Origin of the sequence: Aquimarina latercula DSM 2041 (genome assembly GCF_000430645.1) — a bacterium.
GTDB lineage: Bacteria > Bacteroidota > Bacteroidia > Flavobacteriales > Flavobacteriaceae > Aquimarina > Aquimarina latercula.
This window is the reverse complement of sequence record NZ_AUMK01000003.1, coordinates 617,610-633,442: the sequence shown is the minus strand read 5'-3', so window position 1 is coordinate 633,442 and position 15,833 is coordinate 617,610. Positions and strand designations below refer to the sequence as shown.

The 15,833-nt window shown below is 30.2% G+C and carries 13 protein-coding genes; 12 read left to right on the top strand and 1 reads right to left on the bottom strand.

Going from position 1 to position 15,833, the window contains the following annotated elements:
* Position 1 precedes the first annotated feature (1 nt).
* Genes H526_RS0103005 through H526_RS0102980 form a run of 6 tightly spaced genes read left to right on the top strand, consistent with a single transcriptional unit; the run spans position 2 to position 6,935 of the window.
* Positions 2 to 1,096, top strand: a complete 1,095-nt coding sequence (locus tag H526_RS0103005; protein ID WP_027391623.1) for an EpsG family protein — start codon at positions 2 to 4, stop codon at positions 1,094 to 1,096.
* A 21-nt stretch (positions 1,097 to 1,117) separates the two neighbouring features.
* The gene (locus tag H526_RS0103000) at positions 1,118 to 2,008 is read left to right on the top strand and encodes a glycosyltransferase family 2 protein (protein WP_027391622.1); all 891 of its coding nucleotides are present in this window, start codon (positions 1,118 to 1,120) and stop codon (positions 2,006 to 2,008) included.
* Positions 2,008 to 3,150: a glycosyltransferase family 1 protein gene (locus H526_RS0102995; protein ID WP_027391621.1), complete on the top strand. Its 1,143-nt coding sequence runs from the start codon at positions 2,008 to 2,010 to the stop codon at positions 3,148 to 3,150. Before H526_RS0103000 ends, H526_RS0102995 begins: the two co-directional genes overlap by 1 nt.
* A gap of 2 nt (positions 3,151 to 3,152) precedes the next feature.
* The gene (locus tag H526_RS0102990) at positions 3,153 to 4,556 is read left to right on the top strand and encodes a phenylacetate--CoA ligase family protein (protein WP_027391620.1); all 1,404 of its coding nucleotides are present in this window, start codon (positions 3,153 to 3,155) and stop codon (positions 4,554 to 4,556) included.
* Between the two features lie 17 nt (positions 4,557 to 4,573).
* Positions 4,574 to 5,989, top strand: coding sequence for an MBOAT family O-acyltransferase (locus H526_RS0102985; protein ID WP_027391619.1), 1,416 nt, complete (start codon positions 4,574 to 4,576; stop codon positions 5,987 to 5,989).
* 10 nt (positions 5,990 to 5,999) lie between these two features.
* Positions 6,000 to 6,935, top strand: a complete 936-nt coding sequence (locus H526_RS0102980) for an SGNH/GDSL hydrolase family protein (protein WP_027391618.1) — start codon at positions 6,000 to 6,002, stop codon at positions 6,933 to 6,935.
* Between the two features lie 60 nt (positions 6,936 to 6,995).
* Here the strand turns inward: H526_RS0102980 and H526_RS0102975 are convergent, their stop codons facing one another.
* Complete coding sequence (locus tag H526_RS0102975) at positions 6,996 to 8,978, bottom strand: right-handed parallel beta-helix repeat-containing protein (protein ID WP_027391617.1); 1,983 nt, start codon at positions 8,976 to 8,978, stop codon at positions 6,996 to 6,998.
* Between the two features lie 430 nt (positions 8,979 to 9,408).
* Between H526_RS0102975 and H526_RS0102970 the strand changes: the two genes are divergently transcribed.
* From H526_RS0102970 to H526_RS0102945, 6 genes are all read left to right on the top strand, one after another.
* A complete protein-coding gene (locus H526_RS0102970) occupies positions 9,409 to 10,563 on the top strand; it encodes a glycosyltransferase family 4 protein (protein WP_035084183.1) in 1,155 nt (384 codons plus the stop codon).
* 201 nt (positions 10,564 to 10,764) lie between these two features.
* Entirely contained in the window at positions 10,765 to 12,072 is a 1,308-nt protein-coding gene (locus H526_RS0102965) for a phenylacetate--CoA ligase family protein (protein ID WP_027391615.1), read from the top strand.
* A 255-nt stretch (positions 12,073 to 12,327) separates the two neighbouring features.
* Positions 12,328 to 12,933, top strand: coding sequence for a sugar transferase (locus H526_RS0102960; protein ID WP_027391614.1), 606 nt, complete (start codon positions 12,328 to 12,330; stop codon positions 12,931 to 12,933).
* A gap of 21 nt (positions 12,934 to 12,954) precedes the next feature.
* Positions 12,955 to 14,052 carry a hypothetical protein gene (locus tag H526_RS0102955; RefSeq protein WP_027391613.1) on the top strand — a complete coding sequence of 366 codons (1,098 nt, stop codon included), beginning with the start codon at positions 12,955 to 12,957 and terminating at the stop codon, positions 14,050 to 14,052.
* Between the two features lie 24 nt (positions 14,053 to 14,076).
* Positions 14,077 to 15,561 carry an AMP-binding protein gene (locus H526_RS0102950; RefSeq protein WP_027391612.1) on the top strand — a complete coding sequence of 495 codons (1,485 nt, stop codon included), beginning with the start codon at positions 14,077 to 14,079 and terminating at the stop codon, positions 15,559 to 15,561.
* A gap of 20 nt (positions 15,562 to 15,581) precedes the next feature.
* Positions 15,582 to 15,827 carry an acyl carrier protein gene (locus H526_RS0102945; protein WP_027391611.1) on the top strand — a complete coding sequence of 82 codons (246 nt, stop codon included), beginning with the start codon at positions 15,582 to 15,584 and terminating at the stop codon, positions 15,825 to 15,827.
* Positions 15,828 to 15,833: the final 6 nt, after the last annotated feature.

Below are 15,833 nucleotides of genomic sequence, written 5' to 3'. Positions count from 1 at the left end.
AATGAACACTTTTGTGCCTTTAGAGTTTTACTACCCGTTGTATATTAATTTATGCTTCTTTTTGGTTGTTTTTACATTACTACATACCCGACTGTTACAGATTAATGAGCACAAAAATATCGTGTTTGTAAACTTTTCGGGTTATTTTCTATTGATCTTTTTAATTTTATATATTGGTCAACGACCAATTAGTGGGATTTTTGGGGATACCGTCAATTATATAGTCACATTTGATAGATACAGATTAGGAGGGGATATTCCTGAGGTAAATGATTACGGTTGGCATGTGTTTATGAAAACATTGGCACAGATTGTATCGGCGCATACTTTTTTTACGATTTGTGCATTTATATACATTTTTCCATTATATAAAATATCAAAAACATTATTTGGTCAGTATTGGTACTATTCTTTTGTGATGTTTATTGTTTCGTTTTCATTTTGGACATATGGAGTAAATGGTATGCGTAACGGAGCCGCTACATCACTTTTTTTATGGGGATTATGCTACCACCGAAATAAGGTTGTTATGGGGTTATTCTTTCTCGCTGCTACCTTTTTTCATAAAACATTGTTCTTGCCAATTTTCGCTTATATAATCACTAATTTTTATAACAACCCTAAAGTGTTTTTTAAAGGATGGTTAGCTTGTATTCCATTGTCATTAGTAATGGGAAGTTTATGGGTTACGCTCTTCGCTAGTTTAGGTTTTGGAGATGATCGACTTACTGGATATTTAACATCAGAAGTGGATGCAAATGCATTTGCTAGTACTGGATTTAGATGGGATTTCTTATTTCATAGTGCTTTTGCAGTATTTGCAGGATGGTACTTTATATATAAAAAGAATTTTCAAGATAAGTTTTACTTCCAGTTGCTTAATACATATTTGATTTGTAATGGCTTTTGGATTTTAGTTATAAAAGCAAACTATTCTAATAGATTTGCTTATCTATCTTGGTTTATGATGGCAATAATAATCATATATCCATTTTTGAAGAAACAATTTTTTAAAGATCAGCATTTTATGATAGGGAAAGTAATGCTGGCTTATTTTTCATTTACATATATGATGTACTATTTATATTGGGGATAATCACTAACAACAAATCAACTAATGAAAACTATAACTGTTTTTACACCAACCTATAACAGAGCTTACTGTTTACATAAGTGCTATGAGAGTTTAATCAAGCAATCTAACCAGGATTTTGTTTGGTTAATTATTGATGATGGTTCAACTGACGATACAGAAACTTTGGTAGCTTCTTGGATCAAGGAAAGAAAAATTGATATACAATATCATTATCAAGAGAATCAAGGAATGCATGGTGGTCATAATGCGGCATATAGATTAACTGAAACTACATTAAATGTATGCGTTGATAGTGATGATTGTATAGGTGAGGAAGCTATAGAAAAGATTCTTGTTGCTTGGGAAAAGATAAAAGATAAACCAGAATTTGCTGGATTGGTAGGATTAGATGCTGATCACACAGGAAAATTAATTGGAACTAAAATTCCTGAGCATATAAAAGAAACTACACTATATGATTTATATAATGTACACAAAGTACTTGGAGATAAGAAGTTAGTGTATCGAACCGAGGTTGTAAAGAAATATCCGCCGTATCCTATTTTCGAAGGAGAACGTTTTGTTCCTCTAGGGTACTTATATCAATTAATAGATCAAGATTATAAATTACTACCTATTAATGAGGTATTATGCGAGGTAGAATATATGCAAGATGGATCTAGTATGAATATCTTAAAACAATATAGAAGACATCCTAAAGGTTTTGCTTTTTCTAGAAAGAGTAGAATGAAACTAGCAGAAAACTTTAAAGATCAATTTAAGAATGCAATTCATTATGTATCGAGTGCAATTTTTACAAAAAATAGATCTTTTATTAGTGAATCTCCAAAAAAATTGACTACCGTTTTAGCAATACCATTTGGAATACTATTAAACCTATATATACGATATAAAACAAAAGGAGAATTCTAATGGGGGCAATACGTGTTTTGCAAGTTTTTACGATCATGAATAGAGGAGGAGCAGAATCCATGATCATGAATTATTATAGAAAGATTGATAAGAATAAAATACAGTTTGATTTTTTAGTACATAGAAAAGAAAAAGCTGCTTTTGATGAAGAAATTGAGAGTCTAGGAGGTAAAATTTATAGATTTGATCCTATAAATCCTCTTTTCCCAGGAGACTATTACCAAAAGCTTAGATTGTTTTTTAAAGAACATAAAGAGTATGATATTGTCCATTCTCACTTAAATACTTTCAGTTGTTTTCCTCTTAAAATAGCTAAAGAATTCGATATCCCTTGCAGAATTGCCCATGCACATATTGCAATTGATGATGTTAGTTTTATGTCATTATTTTCCAATAAGGAAAGTAAAAAAGAAACTTTTAAGAAATTAATCAAACTTCAGCTAAAAAAGAAGGTAAAGAAAGATGCTACTCATCTATTTTCTTGTGGCGACAAAGCTGGGAAATGGTTATTTGGAGATAGTACTTCATTTATTACCATGAATAATGCTATTAATACAGAAAAGTTTGCCCATAATTTTACTGTAGCGAATAAATATAAGGAAGATTTTAATTTAAAGAATCGTTTGGTAATTGGTCATGTAGGGCGTTTTGCAAGTCAAAAAAACCATGCTTTTTTGTTAAAGATTTTCTCAGCCCTATTGGATGAAAAACCAGATTGTGATTTGGTTATGATAGGGGATGGTCCTCTAAGAAAAGTAATGGAAAAAGAAGCAGAGAATTTAGGGATTAAGAATAATGTACATTTTTTAGGAGTGCGAGCAGATGTTCCGGAATTATTTCAAATGTTTGATGTGTTCGTTTTTCCGTCTTTTTATGAAGGATTGCCGGTTACATTGATTGAGGCACAAGCTGCAGGAATCAAAGTTTTTGCTTCGGATAGTATTACTACAGAAGTAAGCCTTACTGATGATATAGAATTTTTGTCTATTGATAAACCTGCAGAATATTGGGCAGGAAAAATAATCGAAACGGATGCTTCCAAAAAGAATAATAATACAGAGAAAATAGTAAAAGGAGATTACGACATTGTTTCGAATACTAAAAAAATTCATGAATTTTATAAAGAACAAGTAAGACGGTAGTTATGGGAAAGTTGCAAGAGAAAATTTATAACAGTTTGCCTTATCCTTTTAAGTTTATATTACTCAATATTAAGGCTTTTCAAAATTCTAAACAGCGATACACAACAGAGTTTGATACATTCTTAAAAGAGTATGTCGACTTATGGAAGGCGGATAGTAAAACAATAGATGCATATCAAAAGAGTAGATTGGTTCTATTATTATCCGAAGCTTTTCAATACTCTGATTGGTATAGCGAAAAAATGAAGGAATTAGGAATAGAGCTTGAGGATATAGAGGAGAATCCTTACAATGTTCTTGAGCAAATGCCGATTCTTACCAAAGCAGAACGTAAAAAGAATCCAGATGTTCTGGTTAATAAAAGTCGAAATACTGATGGGGTTGGTTATACCAGTGGAACATCAGGTGCTCCTACGATTAACTATTTAGATAAGGAATCAATCAATAGATCATTTGCCTTATGGAGAAGGTTTCATAAAGCGATTGGTCTAGAAACAAAGAGAGTGAAACAAGTTAGATTTTCTGGAAGGTTAATTGTAAAACCAGATTCTAAAAAACCACCATTTTGGGTATATAATTATTTCGAGAATCAACTACTAATGTCTACATATCATTTAACAGATGATAATTTAGGTCATTATGTAAAAAAACTAAATCGTTTTAAACCTATTTTATTAGATGGATATCCATCTGCTATTTATATTATTAGTAGGTTCATTAATAAGAATAATTTGACATTAAACTTTACTCCAAAAGCAATTGCAGTTACAGCAGAAACATTATATGATTATCAACGATTGGAAATCGAGAAGGCATTTAATTGTCACGTATATAATCAATACGCTTCTAGCGAAGGTAGTCCTTTTATTACAGAATGTACGCAAGGTAATTTGCATTTAAATACAGATTCGGGAATTTTTGAGTTTATAAATAATAAAGGAGAAAAAGCGAAGGCTGGAGAAGTTGCTCAATTAGTAGTTACGAGTTTTACAAATCTTAAAACACCTTTGATTCGATATAATATAGAAGATACAGTGCTACTTTCTGAAGAAGGGAAGACGTGTAACTGTGGATGTCTAATGCCTATGATAGAAAAATTGACTGGTAGAGAAGATGATATATTGTGGACAAAAGAAAAAGGATATGTTGGTAGAATGGATACAGCGTATAAAGGCTTAGAAGGAATAGTGAAAAGTCAAATTGTACAGGAAAGTCCTAATGAGATTATAGTTAATTTGATTGCTGATGAAAAATTTGATGAACAAATGAAGCAAAAACTTATATACAATATGAAGGATAGGTTAGGTGAAACTATAAACTATCAAATACATGTTGTAAATGATATTCCACTAGGACCAAATGGAAAATTTGATGCGGTAAAAAGAAATTTTACAATAGAGATTTAAAAGAACTTGTTTAAATCATGTATTTCAATTCTTTTGATTTTTTGATATTTCTTCCAATTGTTTTTGTTGCTTATTGGCTCTTCCAAAAAGGCAAACTTCAATTTCAAAATATAATATTACTTGTTTCAAGTTATGTTTTTTATGGTTGGTGGGATTATAGATTTTTAGCATTAATTGCTTTAAGTACTTTAGTAGATTATTTGGTTGGTATCAGAATTAGTCTCTGTGATACTCAAAAATTAAGAAAAAGGTGGCTTTTAGTAAGTGTTATTTTTAATTTAGGTGTATTATCATTTTTTAAATATTGTCACTTTTTTATTGATTCTTGGGTTGACTTATGTAGTTCTATAGGGTATGATATACAAGACGTTACAACCTTAAGTATTATTCTTCCGGTTGGTATTTCTTTTTATACTTTTCAAACAATGTCCTACACCATTGATATTTATAGAGATAAACTAGGACCTACAAGAGATTTTATATCCTTTGCGGCTTTTGTTTCGTTTTTTCCACAGTTAGTGGCTGGACCAATTGAAAGAGCTACACATTTGTTACCGCAGTTTTTAGAGAAAAGAAAATATACAAGAGAGTCAATTTCTTATGGAATAAAATTAATTATATGGGGTTTTTTCTTAAAACTAGTAGTTGCCGATAGAACCGCTATTTATGTAAACTCTGTTTATAATAATGTAGAGTATCATGATGGTTTAAGTTTGGTTTTTGCAACTATTTTATTTGCGTTTCAAATTTATGGAGATTTTGCAGGGTATTCTTTAATAGCAATAGGAACTGCAAAACTTTTTGGATTTGATTTAATGACAAATTTTAAAAGACCTTATTTTTCTGCATCTATACACGAATTTTGGAATAGGTGGCACATTTCTTTATCTACTTGGTTTCGTGATTATTTATATATACCCTTAGGGGGGAATCGTGTTGGTAGATACCGTTGGTTTTTTAATTTGTTCATTACATTTTTAATAAGTGGTCTATGGCATGGAGCTAAGTGGACATTTGTTATTTGGGGAGCAATTAATGGAATTTACTTGATCATAGAAATACTTTGCAATGGTAAAAGGAGAAAAGGAGTTTTTAATGTAATAAGTACTTTTTGTTTTATAAGTTTTGCTTGGATTTTTTTTAGAGCTAATAGTGTTAGTGATGCTTTTTATATTATTAATAAAATTTTCACTAAACCAGGTAAGTTATATATTGGTAGTGGTGATGATATAGCAGCCTCTATATATGCTGTATTAGCTATCTTTTTATTAGTTATAATTGAACTTAAAAGAGAATATTGGAACAATAATACATTCGTAGCGGTTATTACAAAAAGTGAATTTGGTAGGATGTTTATATATGCAACCTTAATATATTTAATTCTTTATTTAGGTGTTTTCGGACATAGTCAATTTATTTATTTTCAATTTTAAGCATTCATTTATGAAAGAATACAGTTCTATATTTTTAAAAATCATAAAGTTTGTCATAATTATTTTGATTGTAGATGTGCTTCTAGGAATTGTTAGTAATCAAATATTCTTTTTGCAAGAAACTGGTAAATATGCCAGAGCTAATCACACAATCTATGAAACAGAAGCAGAAGTATTGATTTTTGGAAGTTCGCATGCGCATAGGCATTATGTGCCTGAAGTTTTGGAGAAACAATTACATACTACAGCTTATAACGCTGGTGCAGAAGGACAACAATTGTTATATCATTTAGCAATGCAAGAAATGCTTCTAAAACGTAGTACTCCTGATTTATTTATTCTTAATATAGATGAAGATTTTTTGTATTCTTCTGATATTGCTTATGATCGACTTAATGACTTACATCCTTATTACAGCGAGTTTAAGGACGAACTAAGACCAATATTTAGATTAAATTCTAAATTTATTGATGTAGAGATGTTTTTTAAATCATATTTATTAAACTCTACAATCATTCATATACTTCGATACTATGTATCTCCTCAATTAGATTATAAAGGGTATAGACCTCTTCATGGTATAACGCGTAATAATCAGATTAAAAACGATTTAAATAACATTGATGATCAGAGTAAAGAAATTGATGAGAACTTTGTTTTTGCTTTAAAAGAGTTTATCGATAATTCAAAATCTAATAAGGTGGATTTAGTTTTTGTAATTTCTCCAGCATTAAGAAAGATACGTTCTAATAATAAGTCTTTAGCATTAATTAATAAAATTTCTAAAGAAGAGGAGGTCCCTATATTAGACTTCTCTGAGGATAAAAATTTTAATAATAAATTAGATTGGTTTCATGATCCATCTCATCTTAATGATAAAGGAGCAAGGTACTTTACAAAACTTGTTTCTGAACGTATAAATCAACAAAATAGCATGGATAATTAAAAAAAAGGGATGTCAAATATGACATCCCTTTTTACTTATTTATATACAAAAGGTTAATTCTTATCTAGTAGCACATGTATTACCACTTAACACAATAGCGTTAGGAGTATCCGAGTTGTTATTAATACAGTCGAATCTTTCAGCTCCTGAAGGTTCTAAAATATTATTATTAGTAATAGAAACGTCAGAATGGGATCCATATAATCTTATTCCATCACTATCGTTAGGATCTATTTTAGTATTTGAAGAGATATCAATATTGGCAGAAGTTCCTAATTCAATACCACCTGTTACTTCATTATTCTTAAATGTAATACCAGTGGCATTATTGATAGTAATCTTTTTAGAATTTAAGAATTTATTTCTTTCAAAAGAAATTGTATATCCATTAGATTCCGTAGTATTATTAAATCCTGTAAGGAACAAGTGAAATCCACCAGCAGTAACTTCATTTTCATTAATACTTGTATTATTTACAAAAGTATTTGTAGCACTAATCCCAGTTCCATTAACATTGATAATATTATTGTTAAACATAGAATCCGAAGTATCTTTTAATTGAATTCCAATTTCACCATTGGTTATTGTGTTGTCATGAACATTAATGTCATTGGTATCTGTTGCAATTCCTATCGCATACCCTACAATGCTATTATTAGCTATTTCGTTATCAAAAACTGTTTCGCTATGACTACCAGCGGCAAAAATTGCAAACCTTTCTGCAGCAGCAGCAGAGGCATTAAATCTGTTATTTGTAATTTTAGTACCAGAGGCTAATGAGATAATACATCTAGTTTCTATATCATTATCATCAATTGTGATATCTTGGCCAATAGTTGCAGCAGTAAAACCAACTCTACTATTGATTTCTGTATTTCTTGTAATAAGAATATCAAAAGCTCTTTCATTTTCCATAAGAACACCATTATCATCTCTAGTTCTAAAAGCTTCTATATTAATAGCGTACCCAACTTCGCCACCATCAGATCCAGACATTGGCTGACCTACATTTGTAAAGGTGTTTCCTTCAATAAGAATATCACTACCATCAGTAAGAGCAATACCCATTCTTCTGATATTTGTAAAAGAACAATTGATAACCTTGATACCATATGTTGGAACATAATCAGGATTAAATCTAAAACCTAAAGAATAAATTGCAATAGCTCCTTTAGAACCCTCTATAAAATTAACACCATCTATGGTTACATTTCTTCCTGAATGAACATGTAGAAGGTGGGTTCCTTCTAATCCTACATCTTGAGGAGAATAAATACGATCATTTCTATCACCAATGATATTTCCTCCAGAGATTGTAACGTTGTCAGAATCTCTGACAGCTATTACAGTTCCATTTTCTATACCTCCCGCAGCAGGGAACTGACGTAAATTTGTATTGTTAGACATTTTTAAATGAAAGTCAGATGGTACATTAATAGCTTCTACAGAAGCATAAAAATTCTGATCTGCTGTAGTACTAGTTACTTTAGTAGTTTCAAAAAATGCATCAAAAACGTTGGTTTCAAAAGTTGTTCCACCCATTTCCTTGATACGGATCATTAAATTTTCGAACTCGGCAGTGTTTTTTAATGCAATGTCAGATGTAGTCTGTCCTTGCACAATATTTTCCCATCTAGTTGCTGTAAACTTAAATACTGGATCTTTAAGGTTTACATTACCTTCAGTTCCTAATTTAGAATTTAAAAGTCTACCATCAATAGTTCCTCCAGAGAAAATTAGAGTACCATTAAAAATATCACCACCATCAAAGTCAAACGTTACATTAGGCGGTAAATTAATAGTTTGTCCTTCTAAATCTAACAAGCAGTCAATTGTTACTGTAGAGTTGGCAGCTAAGCCAGATAGATCAAAATCACAAAGAGTGTCCGAGATAATCTCGTCATCTTCCTCTTCTTCTTGATCATCGTCTTCGTCCTCAATAACTTCTTCGTCTTCAGAAATTACATCTTCGATGTTTTCCGTACTACAAGCAAAGAAGCTTATAGTGAATACAATTAATAGAAAATAGGGTAACTTTTTCATTTTGGTTGGGGGGTGTTTCTGGTTTTTAATTTCATTTTTAACGGAGTTTCATCGATACTATTGTGCATTATGTCGAAAAAAAATGTTAAAATTTACAAATCTTAAATAATTGATAATTAAACAATTAAAGTGTTGTGGGTTTACCGTAATTTATTTCGATATCAAGATCAAAATCTGATTTGAAATTAGAAAAAGTTATGTAGTTACTAATGGAGGGTGTGTGAGTCATAAATTTAATGGGTTTATTCCCCAATAAAAGGAGTGTGATTGTAAGTTTTTTCTTTCTTTTTTGTTGTGAATTAAATCTTTGAATCTAAATTGTTTTCCAATATATATATAATATGTATGTTAAAAAAGAATATAAATAAAAACTTTAATAGCCTGTTATATCTATATATTTGCACCGAAAACATACATTTTTAATATACAAGTGAAAAATAAGGGTAAAATTATTCGTGTAACCACTGTTCCTAGGTCTCTAGGAGGATTACTTCAGGGACAACTAAAGTTTATGTCACAATATTATGAAGTGATAGGTGTTTCTAGCAAGGATGAAAATATTTTAGATAGAGTAGCGAAACAAGAAGGAATAGAGGTAATTCCTATTGAAATGACTCGTAAAATCACTCCTATTCAGGATCTAAAAGCGGTTTATAAGTTGTACAAAGTTTTTAGAAAGGAAAAGCCTGATATTGTTCATAGTCATACTCCTAAAGCTGGTACGCTATCTATGTTGGCAGCAAGATTGGCTGGAGTTAAACATAGATTACATACTATTGCTGGATTACCATTGTTAGAAGCAACAGGTTCTAAAAGATTGTTATTGGATACGGTAGAAAAAATGACCTACGCCTGTGCAACAATGATATATCCTAATTCTTTTGGTCTTAATGATATCATTTTAGAAAATAAATATACCGGAGCAAAAAAATTAAAGGTAATTGGAGAGGGAAGCTCTAATGGTATAGATACAGCTCATTTTGATCCTTCGAAATATACAGATCAAGATAACGCAAAATTACGTAAAGAGCTTGGTATTGATGATAAGGATTTTGTTTTTGTATTTGTTGGAAGATTTGTAAAAGATAAAGGGATTAATGAGTTGATTACTTCTTTTATGAAGTTAAATACCGAAAATAAGCAAACAAAATTATTGCTTGTAGGAACGTATGAGAGAGATCTTGATCCACTATTACCAGAAACAGAAAATGAGATATATAATAATCCTAATATTATTTCTGTTGGTTGGCAAAATGATGTTAGACCGTTTTTTTCGATATCTGATGCTTTAGCATTTCCTAGTTATAGAGAGGGTTTTCCTAATGTTGTCATGCAAGCGGGATCTATGGGGTTACCGAGTATTGTTACCAATATCAACGGTTGTAACGAAATTGTTTCAGAAGGTGTAAATGGTACTATTATACCAGTTAAAAGTTCTGAAGCGCTTTATGGCTCCATGAAGAAGTTTGCATCTGACAAAAAATATGCTGATGAGTTGTCCTTGAAAGCAAGGGACATGATATGCCAACGATATGAACGAAAACATGTTTGGAACGCAATTTTAGAAGAATATCGACAATTGTAGTTTGTTTTTTCTTTAGTTTTTAGAAACAATTTCTTATTTTACCCAAAACAAGAAAAGTAAATAACATCGTCATAATTTAGATTGATAAAATATAGTATTACCCACAATATGTTTTATCTTAATTTCATTTTTTGTACACACAATATCAATATGTGACTTTGATTATTTCGGGGCTTTATTCATAAAGAGTACGTATAGAATATGAGAGTTAACGAAAAGATTAGGAATATTTCTTTTTGGATAGTTGATTTTGTTTCTGGTGGAAAAATTAGAAGACATTATCTTGATATCAAAGATAGTATAGAGAATCCTTCAAAAAAGCCCATAATTGATAAACAATCAAAGTTTTTGCAAGATGTATTAAATCATGCTGTAACATCTACTGTGTTTTATAAGGATATCATTCCAGAAAACCTTGAGAATTTTCCTGTGGTTAATAAAGAAATTGTAAGATCTTCTTATCAGAAAATTCAATCCCAAAAACATAAGAATAGTAAGAAAATAGGGGTGTCTACTAGTGGGTCTACTGGAGCCTCTTTTACGGTATATCAGGATATTAATAAAAAAGCTAGAAATACCGCTGATATCATTTATTTTTCTGAGTTGTGTGGGTTTAATATTGGATATAAACTGTTCTATTTGCGTTTTTGGAATATGTTTAAAAAGAAAAATAAACTAGCATCTTTTTTTCAAAATATTACTCCAATTGATGTATTTGATTTATCATCGGACTCTATTAAGGATTTGGTTAATGTTTTAAAGAACGATAAATCAAATAAAGGAATGTTAGGGTATGCGTCATCATTTGATAAAATATGTAAGTATTTAGATACTATAAATTCTACTCCGATTCATTGTAAATTAAGATCTGTAATAGGAATGTCTGAACGTTTAGATCCATTAACTAAAAAGTCAATGAAAAAATATTTTGATGTTGATATGGTATCTAGATATTCTAATGCAGAAAATGGAATGATTGCGCAACAACCTTCCCAGAAAGAATATTTTATCATTAACTGGGCAAGTTATTATGTAGAAATTTTAGATTTCAATAATGATACTAGAGTAACGCCTGGTACATTAGGAAGAATTGTAATTACAGACTTATTTAATTATGATACCCCTATGATTCGATATGATACCGGAGATATTGGTATTATGAATTATATAGAAGATCAGAAGGTTACAAGATCGGTCTTGACTAAAGTAGAAGGGAGAAAGATGGATATGATACGTAGTACATCTGGAGAGATATTATCCACAAGTATTCTTTTGGTTATTAATAAGTACAAAGAAGTTAAGCAAAGACAAATTATCCAGAAGACAGCAGATCAATATCTTATAAAATTAAAAACTGAAAATAATGTTTTTGAAAAAGAAAATGAGTTTATAAAGGAGTTTAAAGAATATCTAGGAGAAGATGCATTGATAAAATTAGAATATGTTTCAGAAATCCCTTTATTAAATTCGGGTAAACAAAGAGCTATTGTTAATGAATTCAGTGCTTAAAGAGCCTGCAAAATTTAAATATAAGCACGAATTGTTTTTTATCAAAAAGTAGTTAATTTAAGTTAAAAAAGTAAAATATACATTGTATATTTGCCAGCGATTCTAACGATAGAATTATAGATATGATGATCACTGCATTCCCCCTGACAGACATTTATCGTTTATCTATTTTATTTCCCCCGTTTTTTAAGTATAAAAGTATGACATGGAATTTTTTCCATGATTTTTATTGTAGTCATTTTTAACTAGAAAAAGGTGTATAGGTATTTTTTTAAAAGAGTTTTTGATTTTAGTATTTCTTTGATGCTATTGATATGTATAGGGCCTATATTTTTAGTGTTGATAATATTTCTTGCAATAGCAAATAATGGAAAACCATTTTTTGTACAAAAACGTCCCGGTAAATCTGAAAAAATATTTAGTATCATTAAGTTTAAAACAATGAATGATCTAAAGGATAATGAAGGTAATTTATTGCCAGATAATGAAAGAATGACGACTGTAGGTACTTTTGTAAGGAAAACATCACTGGATGAAATTCCACAGCTGATTAATGTGTTAAAAGGTGACATGTCATTAATTGGTCCTAGACCTTTGATTATTGAGTATTTACCAGTTTATAATGAAACACAGAAAAAAAGACATAATGTAAGACCTGGTATAACAGGTTGGGCACAGGTTAACGGTAGAAATTCCATTACTTGGAAAAAGAAGTTCGAATATGATGTTTGGTATGTAGAGAATTGTAGTTTTTTGTTTGATCTAAAGATATTAGGTCTAACTTTAAAAAAAGTATTGAAAAAAGAAGATGTTAATTTGTCAAAAGAATTAACGTCAGAATGGTTTGATGGAACTAACTAGTTATATTATACTAATAAAAAAATGAGTAAGGATTTACAAGTAATAGGTTTAACAAAAAAAATGTTAAGCGAAGCTATTGATAATAATACTTATTGGAAAAATGATCTCGCGCCATTACCCAAAAGTAAGGCATTATGGTTAGTTGCTAACAATAGAATTGAGGAGGATGATTATTGTGGTGTAATAGGGTATGAAGGAGATAAGATGATTTCTTTTATATTTATGTTTCCTGATTTATTGAATGTAAAGAATGGAGATCCTAAAAAAGTATATTGGATGATTTCCTGGTGGGTTCATAAGTCATATAAGAATACCGTATTAGGAACTTATATCTATAATGAAGCCGTGAACCTAACGGGTAAACAGGTTTTGATTAAATCATATGCGGAGAATGTTACTACATTTTATGAGAAGCAACCTTTTAAAGTAATTGCTTCGAGATTAAGGCATACTATATTTTTTAGTTTAGATGCTTCTATGTTAATCGGAAGATTTAAGTTTTTAAAATCGTTTAAATTTATACTAAATAGATTTGATAGTTTCACTGGATGGATGATTCGGTTATTAAATACATCAAAATTCAAAAATAATGTACAGAATCTTTCTTATGAATATGTAAATCAAATAGATGATGAAACTTGGAGCTTTATACAACCTCTTCTGGATAATGATTTGATCTATAAAAGTAAAGAATATGTGAACTGGCAGATTGATGCAAATCAATACTTACAGTCTCCAGTACCCGAAAGACATCCTCATAAATCGTTACAAACAGGTATTAGTAATAATATTTATCTTCATAATTTAAAAATTGTTAGAGGAGAAGAAATTATTGGTTTTTTATCATATGTAATTAATTATAATGAGTTTAATATAAAGTACTTTCTTGTTAAGAATGAAGATAATTATGATGCTTGCGTAGACGCATTGATGGAAAACTTTGTAAAACAAAAAAGAACATTCATATTCACGGATGATACCAAATTATCTGATACGATTACAAAAAGATATAATACAATTTTTACGCATAAAGTGACTAAAAAGGGATTAGCGCATAATGATACAAAAATAGACTCAGAGAATTTTTCGATGTTAAACCGAGATGGACATTTTTATTAAACCAATTAGCATAACCGACTACAGATGGAATTCGTAAAACAATTACAAGAATCAATAGAAAAACACTCAGATCACAATGTTTTATGTATCAATGGTGTTTTCTATACGTATAGAGATTTTGCTTTAGAAATATCTAAAATAAGATTAGCTGTTGCAAGTGAGATTGAGGATTCAGAAAAGCTTATAGGTTTAGTTACTAATGATGATCTTCAAACATATGCAAGTATAATAGCGCTGTGGTTAGAAGGTAAAGCTTATGTGCCTGTAAATCCAGAAGTTCCTTTTGAAAGAAATTCAAAAGTTTTTGAACTTACAGAGACTAAGTTTGTTTTAGATTCATCCGAAAGTTCGGTGTATAATGATTATCAGGTTATTTCTTCTAATCAATTAAATGATGCTGAAATTGATTTAAAGCCTAAGGAGTTTTCTGGTGATCAATTAGCATATATTTTATTCACTTCCGGAACTACAGGTTTACCTAAAGGTGTTCCAATAACGTTTAATAATGTTCAGGCTTTGGTCGGAGCAATTGATGCAGAACCAACATTTAATTTAGTTCCATCGGATAGATGTTTACAGATGTTCGAACTTACTTTTGATTTTTCAGTTGTAACATATCTGTTTCCGCTACTTGCTGGATCTTGCATGTATACGATTCCTAAAGGTGCGATTAAATATTTCTATATTTTTAAGTTAATTAATGAACAAAAACTTACGGTGCTTACAATGGTTCCGTCTATAATTAATTATTTGCGACCATATTTTGGAGAGATAAATGCTCCTGATGTTAGGTATTGTAGTTTTGGAGGAGGAGCTTTACATAGTGATATAGCAAAAGAATGGAGCAATTGTCTTCCGAATTGCAAAATATTTAACTATTATGGTCCAACTGAGTTTACCGTGTATAGTGGATTTTATCCGTATCATAAAGAAAAAGACACGAAGTCTCATAATGGAATAATAGCCATTGGTACTCCACAAAAAGATACGTTGTATCTTGTAGTGAATGAAAAAAACGAAGAAGTTGCGATAGGTGAGACTGGAGAACTATGTTTGGGTGGACCACAGATTACACCTGGATATTGGAAAAATGAAGAACGAAATGCACAAAGTTTTTTCACAAGAAATAATATAAGATATTATAAAACCGGAGACTTGTGCTTAAAAGATGAGGATGGAGACTTTTTATATGTGGGAAGAGCAGATTTTCAGGTAAAAATAAGAGGTTATAGAGTAGAACTTGCAGAAATTGAGTTTCATGCGAAGTATAAATCAGAGAAAAAAGTGAATATGGTAGCGCTAGATATAACCAATTCTCTTGGTAATGCTGAGCTTGGAATCGCTATTGAGTCCGAAGAGTTCGATACTGAATACATTTTTGATTATATGAAATCAAAAATGCCATCCTACATGATACCTATGCACGTGAGGTTTATAAAAGAATTTCCTCATAGTATTAATGGAAAGATTGATAGAAAAGAATTAAAAAAACATTTTAATATAAATTAAACAATTAAAGCAAACAATTGATGAGTAGAGAAGAGATTTTATCTAAGGTAAAAACAGCATTTGTTTCTGTATTAGAACATGAAAATTTCCAACTTTCTAATGAAACCACAGCAAATGATGTAGATGGATGGGAATCTATTACACATATGATGATCATAACCGAAGTAGAAAAAACATTTGATATAAAATTTAAGTTAATGGACTTAATGAATATGAATAATGTTGGAGATTTACTTAATAGTATCGAGTCCGAATTACAAGCGTAAATTAAT

Bases quoted from the DNA above. Each gene is read 5' to 3' on its own strand.
- H526_RS0103005 (WP_027391623.1), top strand. From the start codon at position 2: ATGAACACTTTTGTGCCTTTAGAGTTTTACTACCCGTTGTATATTAAT.
- H526_RS0103000 (WP_027391622.1), top strand. From the start codon at position 1,118: ATGAAAACTATAACTGTTTTTACACCAACCTATAACAGAGCTTACTGT.
- H526_RS0102995 (WP_027391621.1), top strand. From the start codon at position 2,008: ATGGGGGCAATACGTGTTTTGCAAGTTTTTACGATCATGAATAGAGGA.
- H526_RS0102990 (WP_027391620.1), top strand. From the start codon at position 3,153: ATGGGAAAGTTGCAAGAGAAAATTTATAACAGTTTGCCTTATCCTTTT.
- H526_RS0102985 (WP_027391619.1), top strand. From the start codon at position 4,574: ATGTATTTCAATTCTTTTGATTTTTTGATATTTCTTCCAATTGTTTTT.
- H526_RS0102980 (WP_027391618.1), top strand. From the start codon at position 6,000: ATGAAAGAATACAGTTCTATATTTTTAAAAATCATAAAGTTTGTCATA.
- H526_RS0102975 (WP_027391617.1), bottom strand. From the start codon at position 8,978: ATGAAAAAGTTACCCTATTTTCTATTAATTGTATTCACTATAAGCTTC.
- H526_RS0102965 (WP_027391615.1), top strand. From the start codon at position 10,765: ATGAGAGTTAACGAAAAGATTAGGAATATTTCTTTTTGGATAGTTGAT.
- H526_RS0102955 (WP_027391613.1), top strand. From the start codon at position 12,955: ATGAGTAAGGATTTACAAGTAATAGGTTTAACAAAAAAAATGTTAAGC.
- H526_RS0102950 (WP_027391612.1), top strand. From the start codon at position 14,077: ATGGAATTCGTAAAACAATTACAAGAATCAATAGAAAAACACTCAGAT.
- H526_RS0102945 (WP_027391611.1), top strand. From the start codon at position 15,582: ATGAGTAGAGAAGAGATTTTATCTAAGGTAAAAACAGCATTTGTTTCT.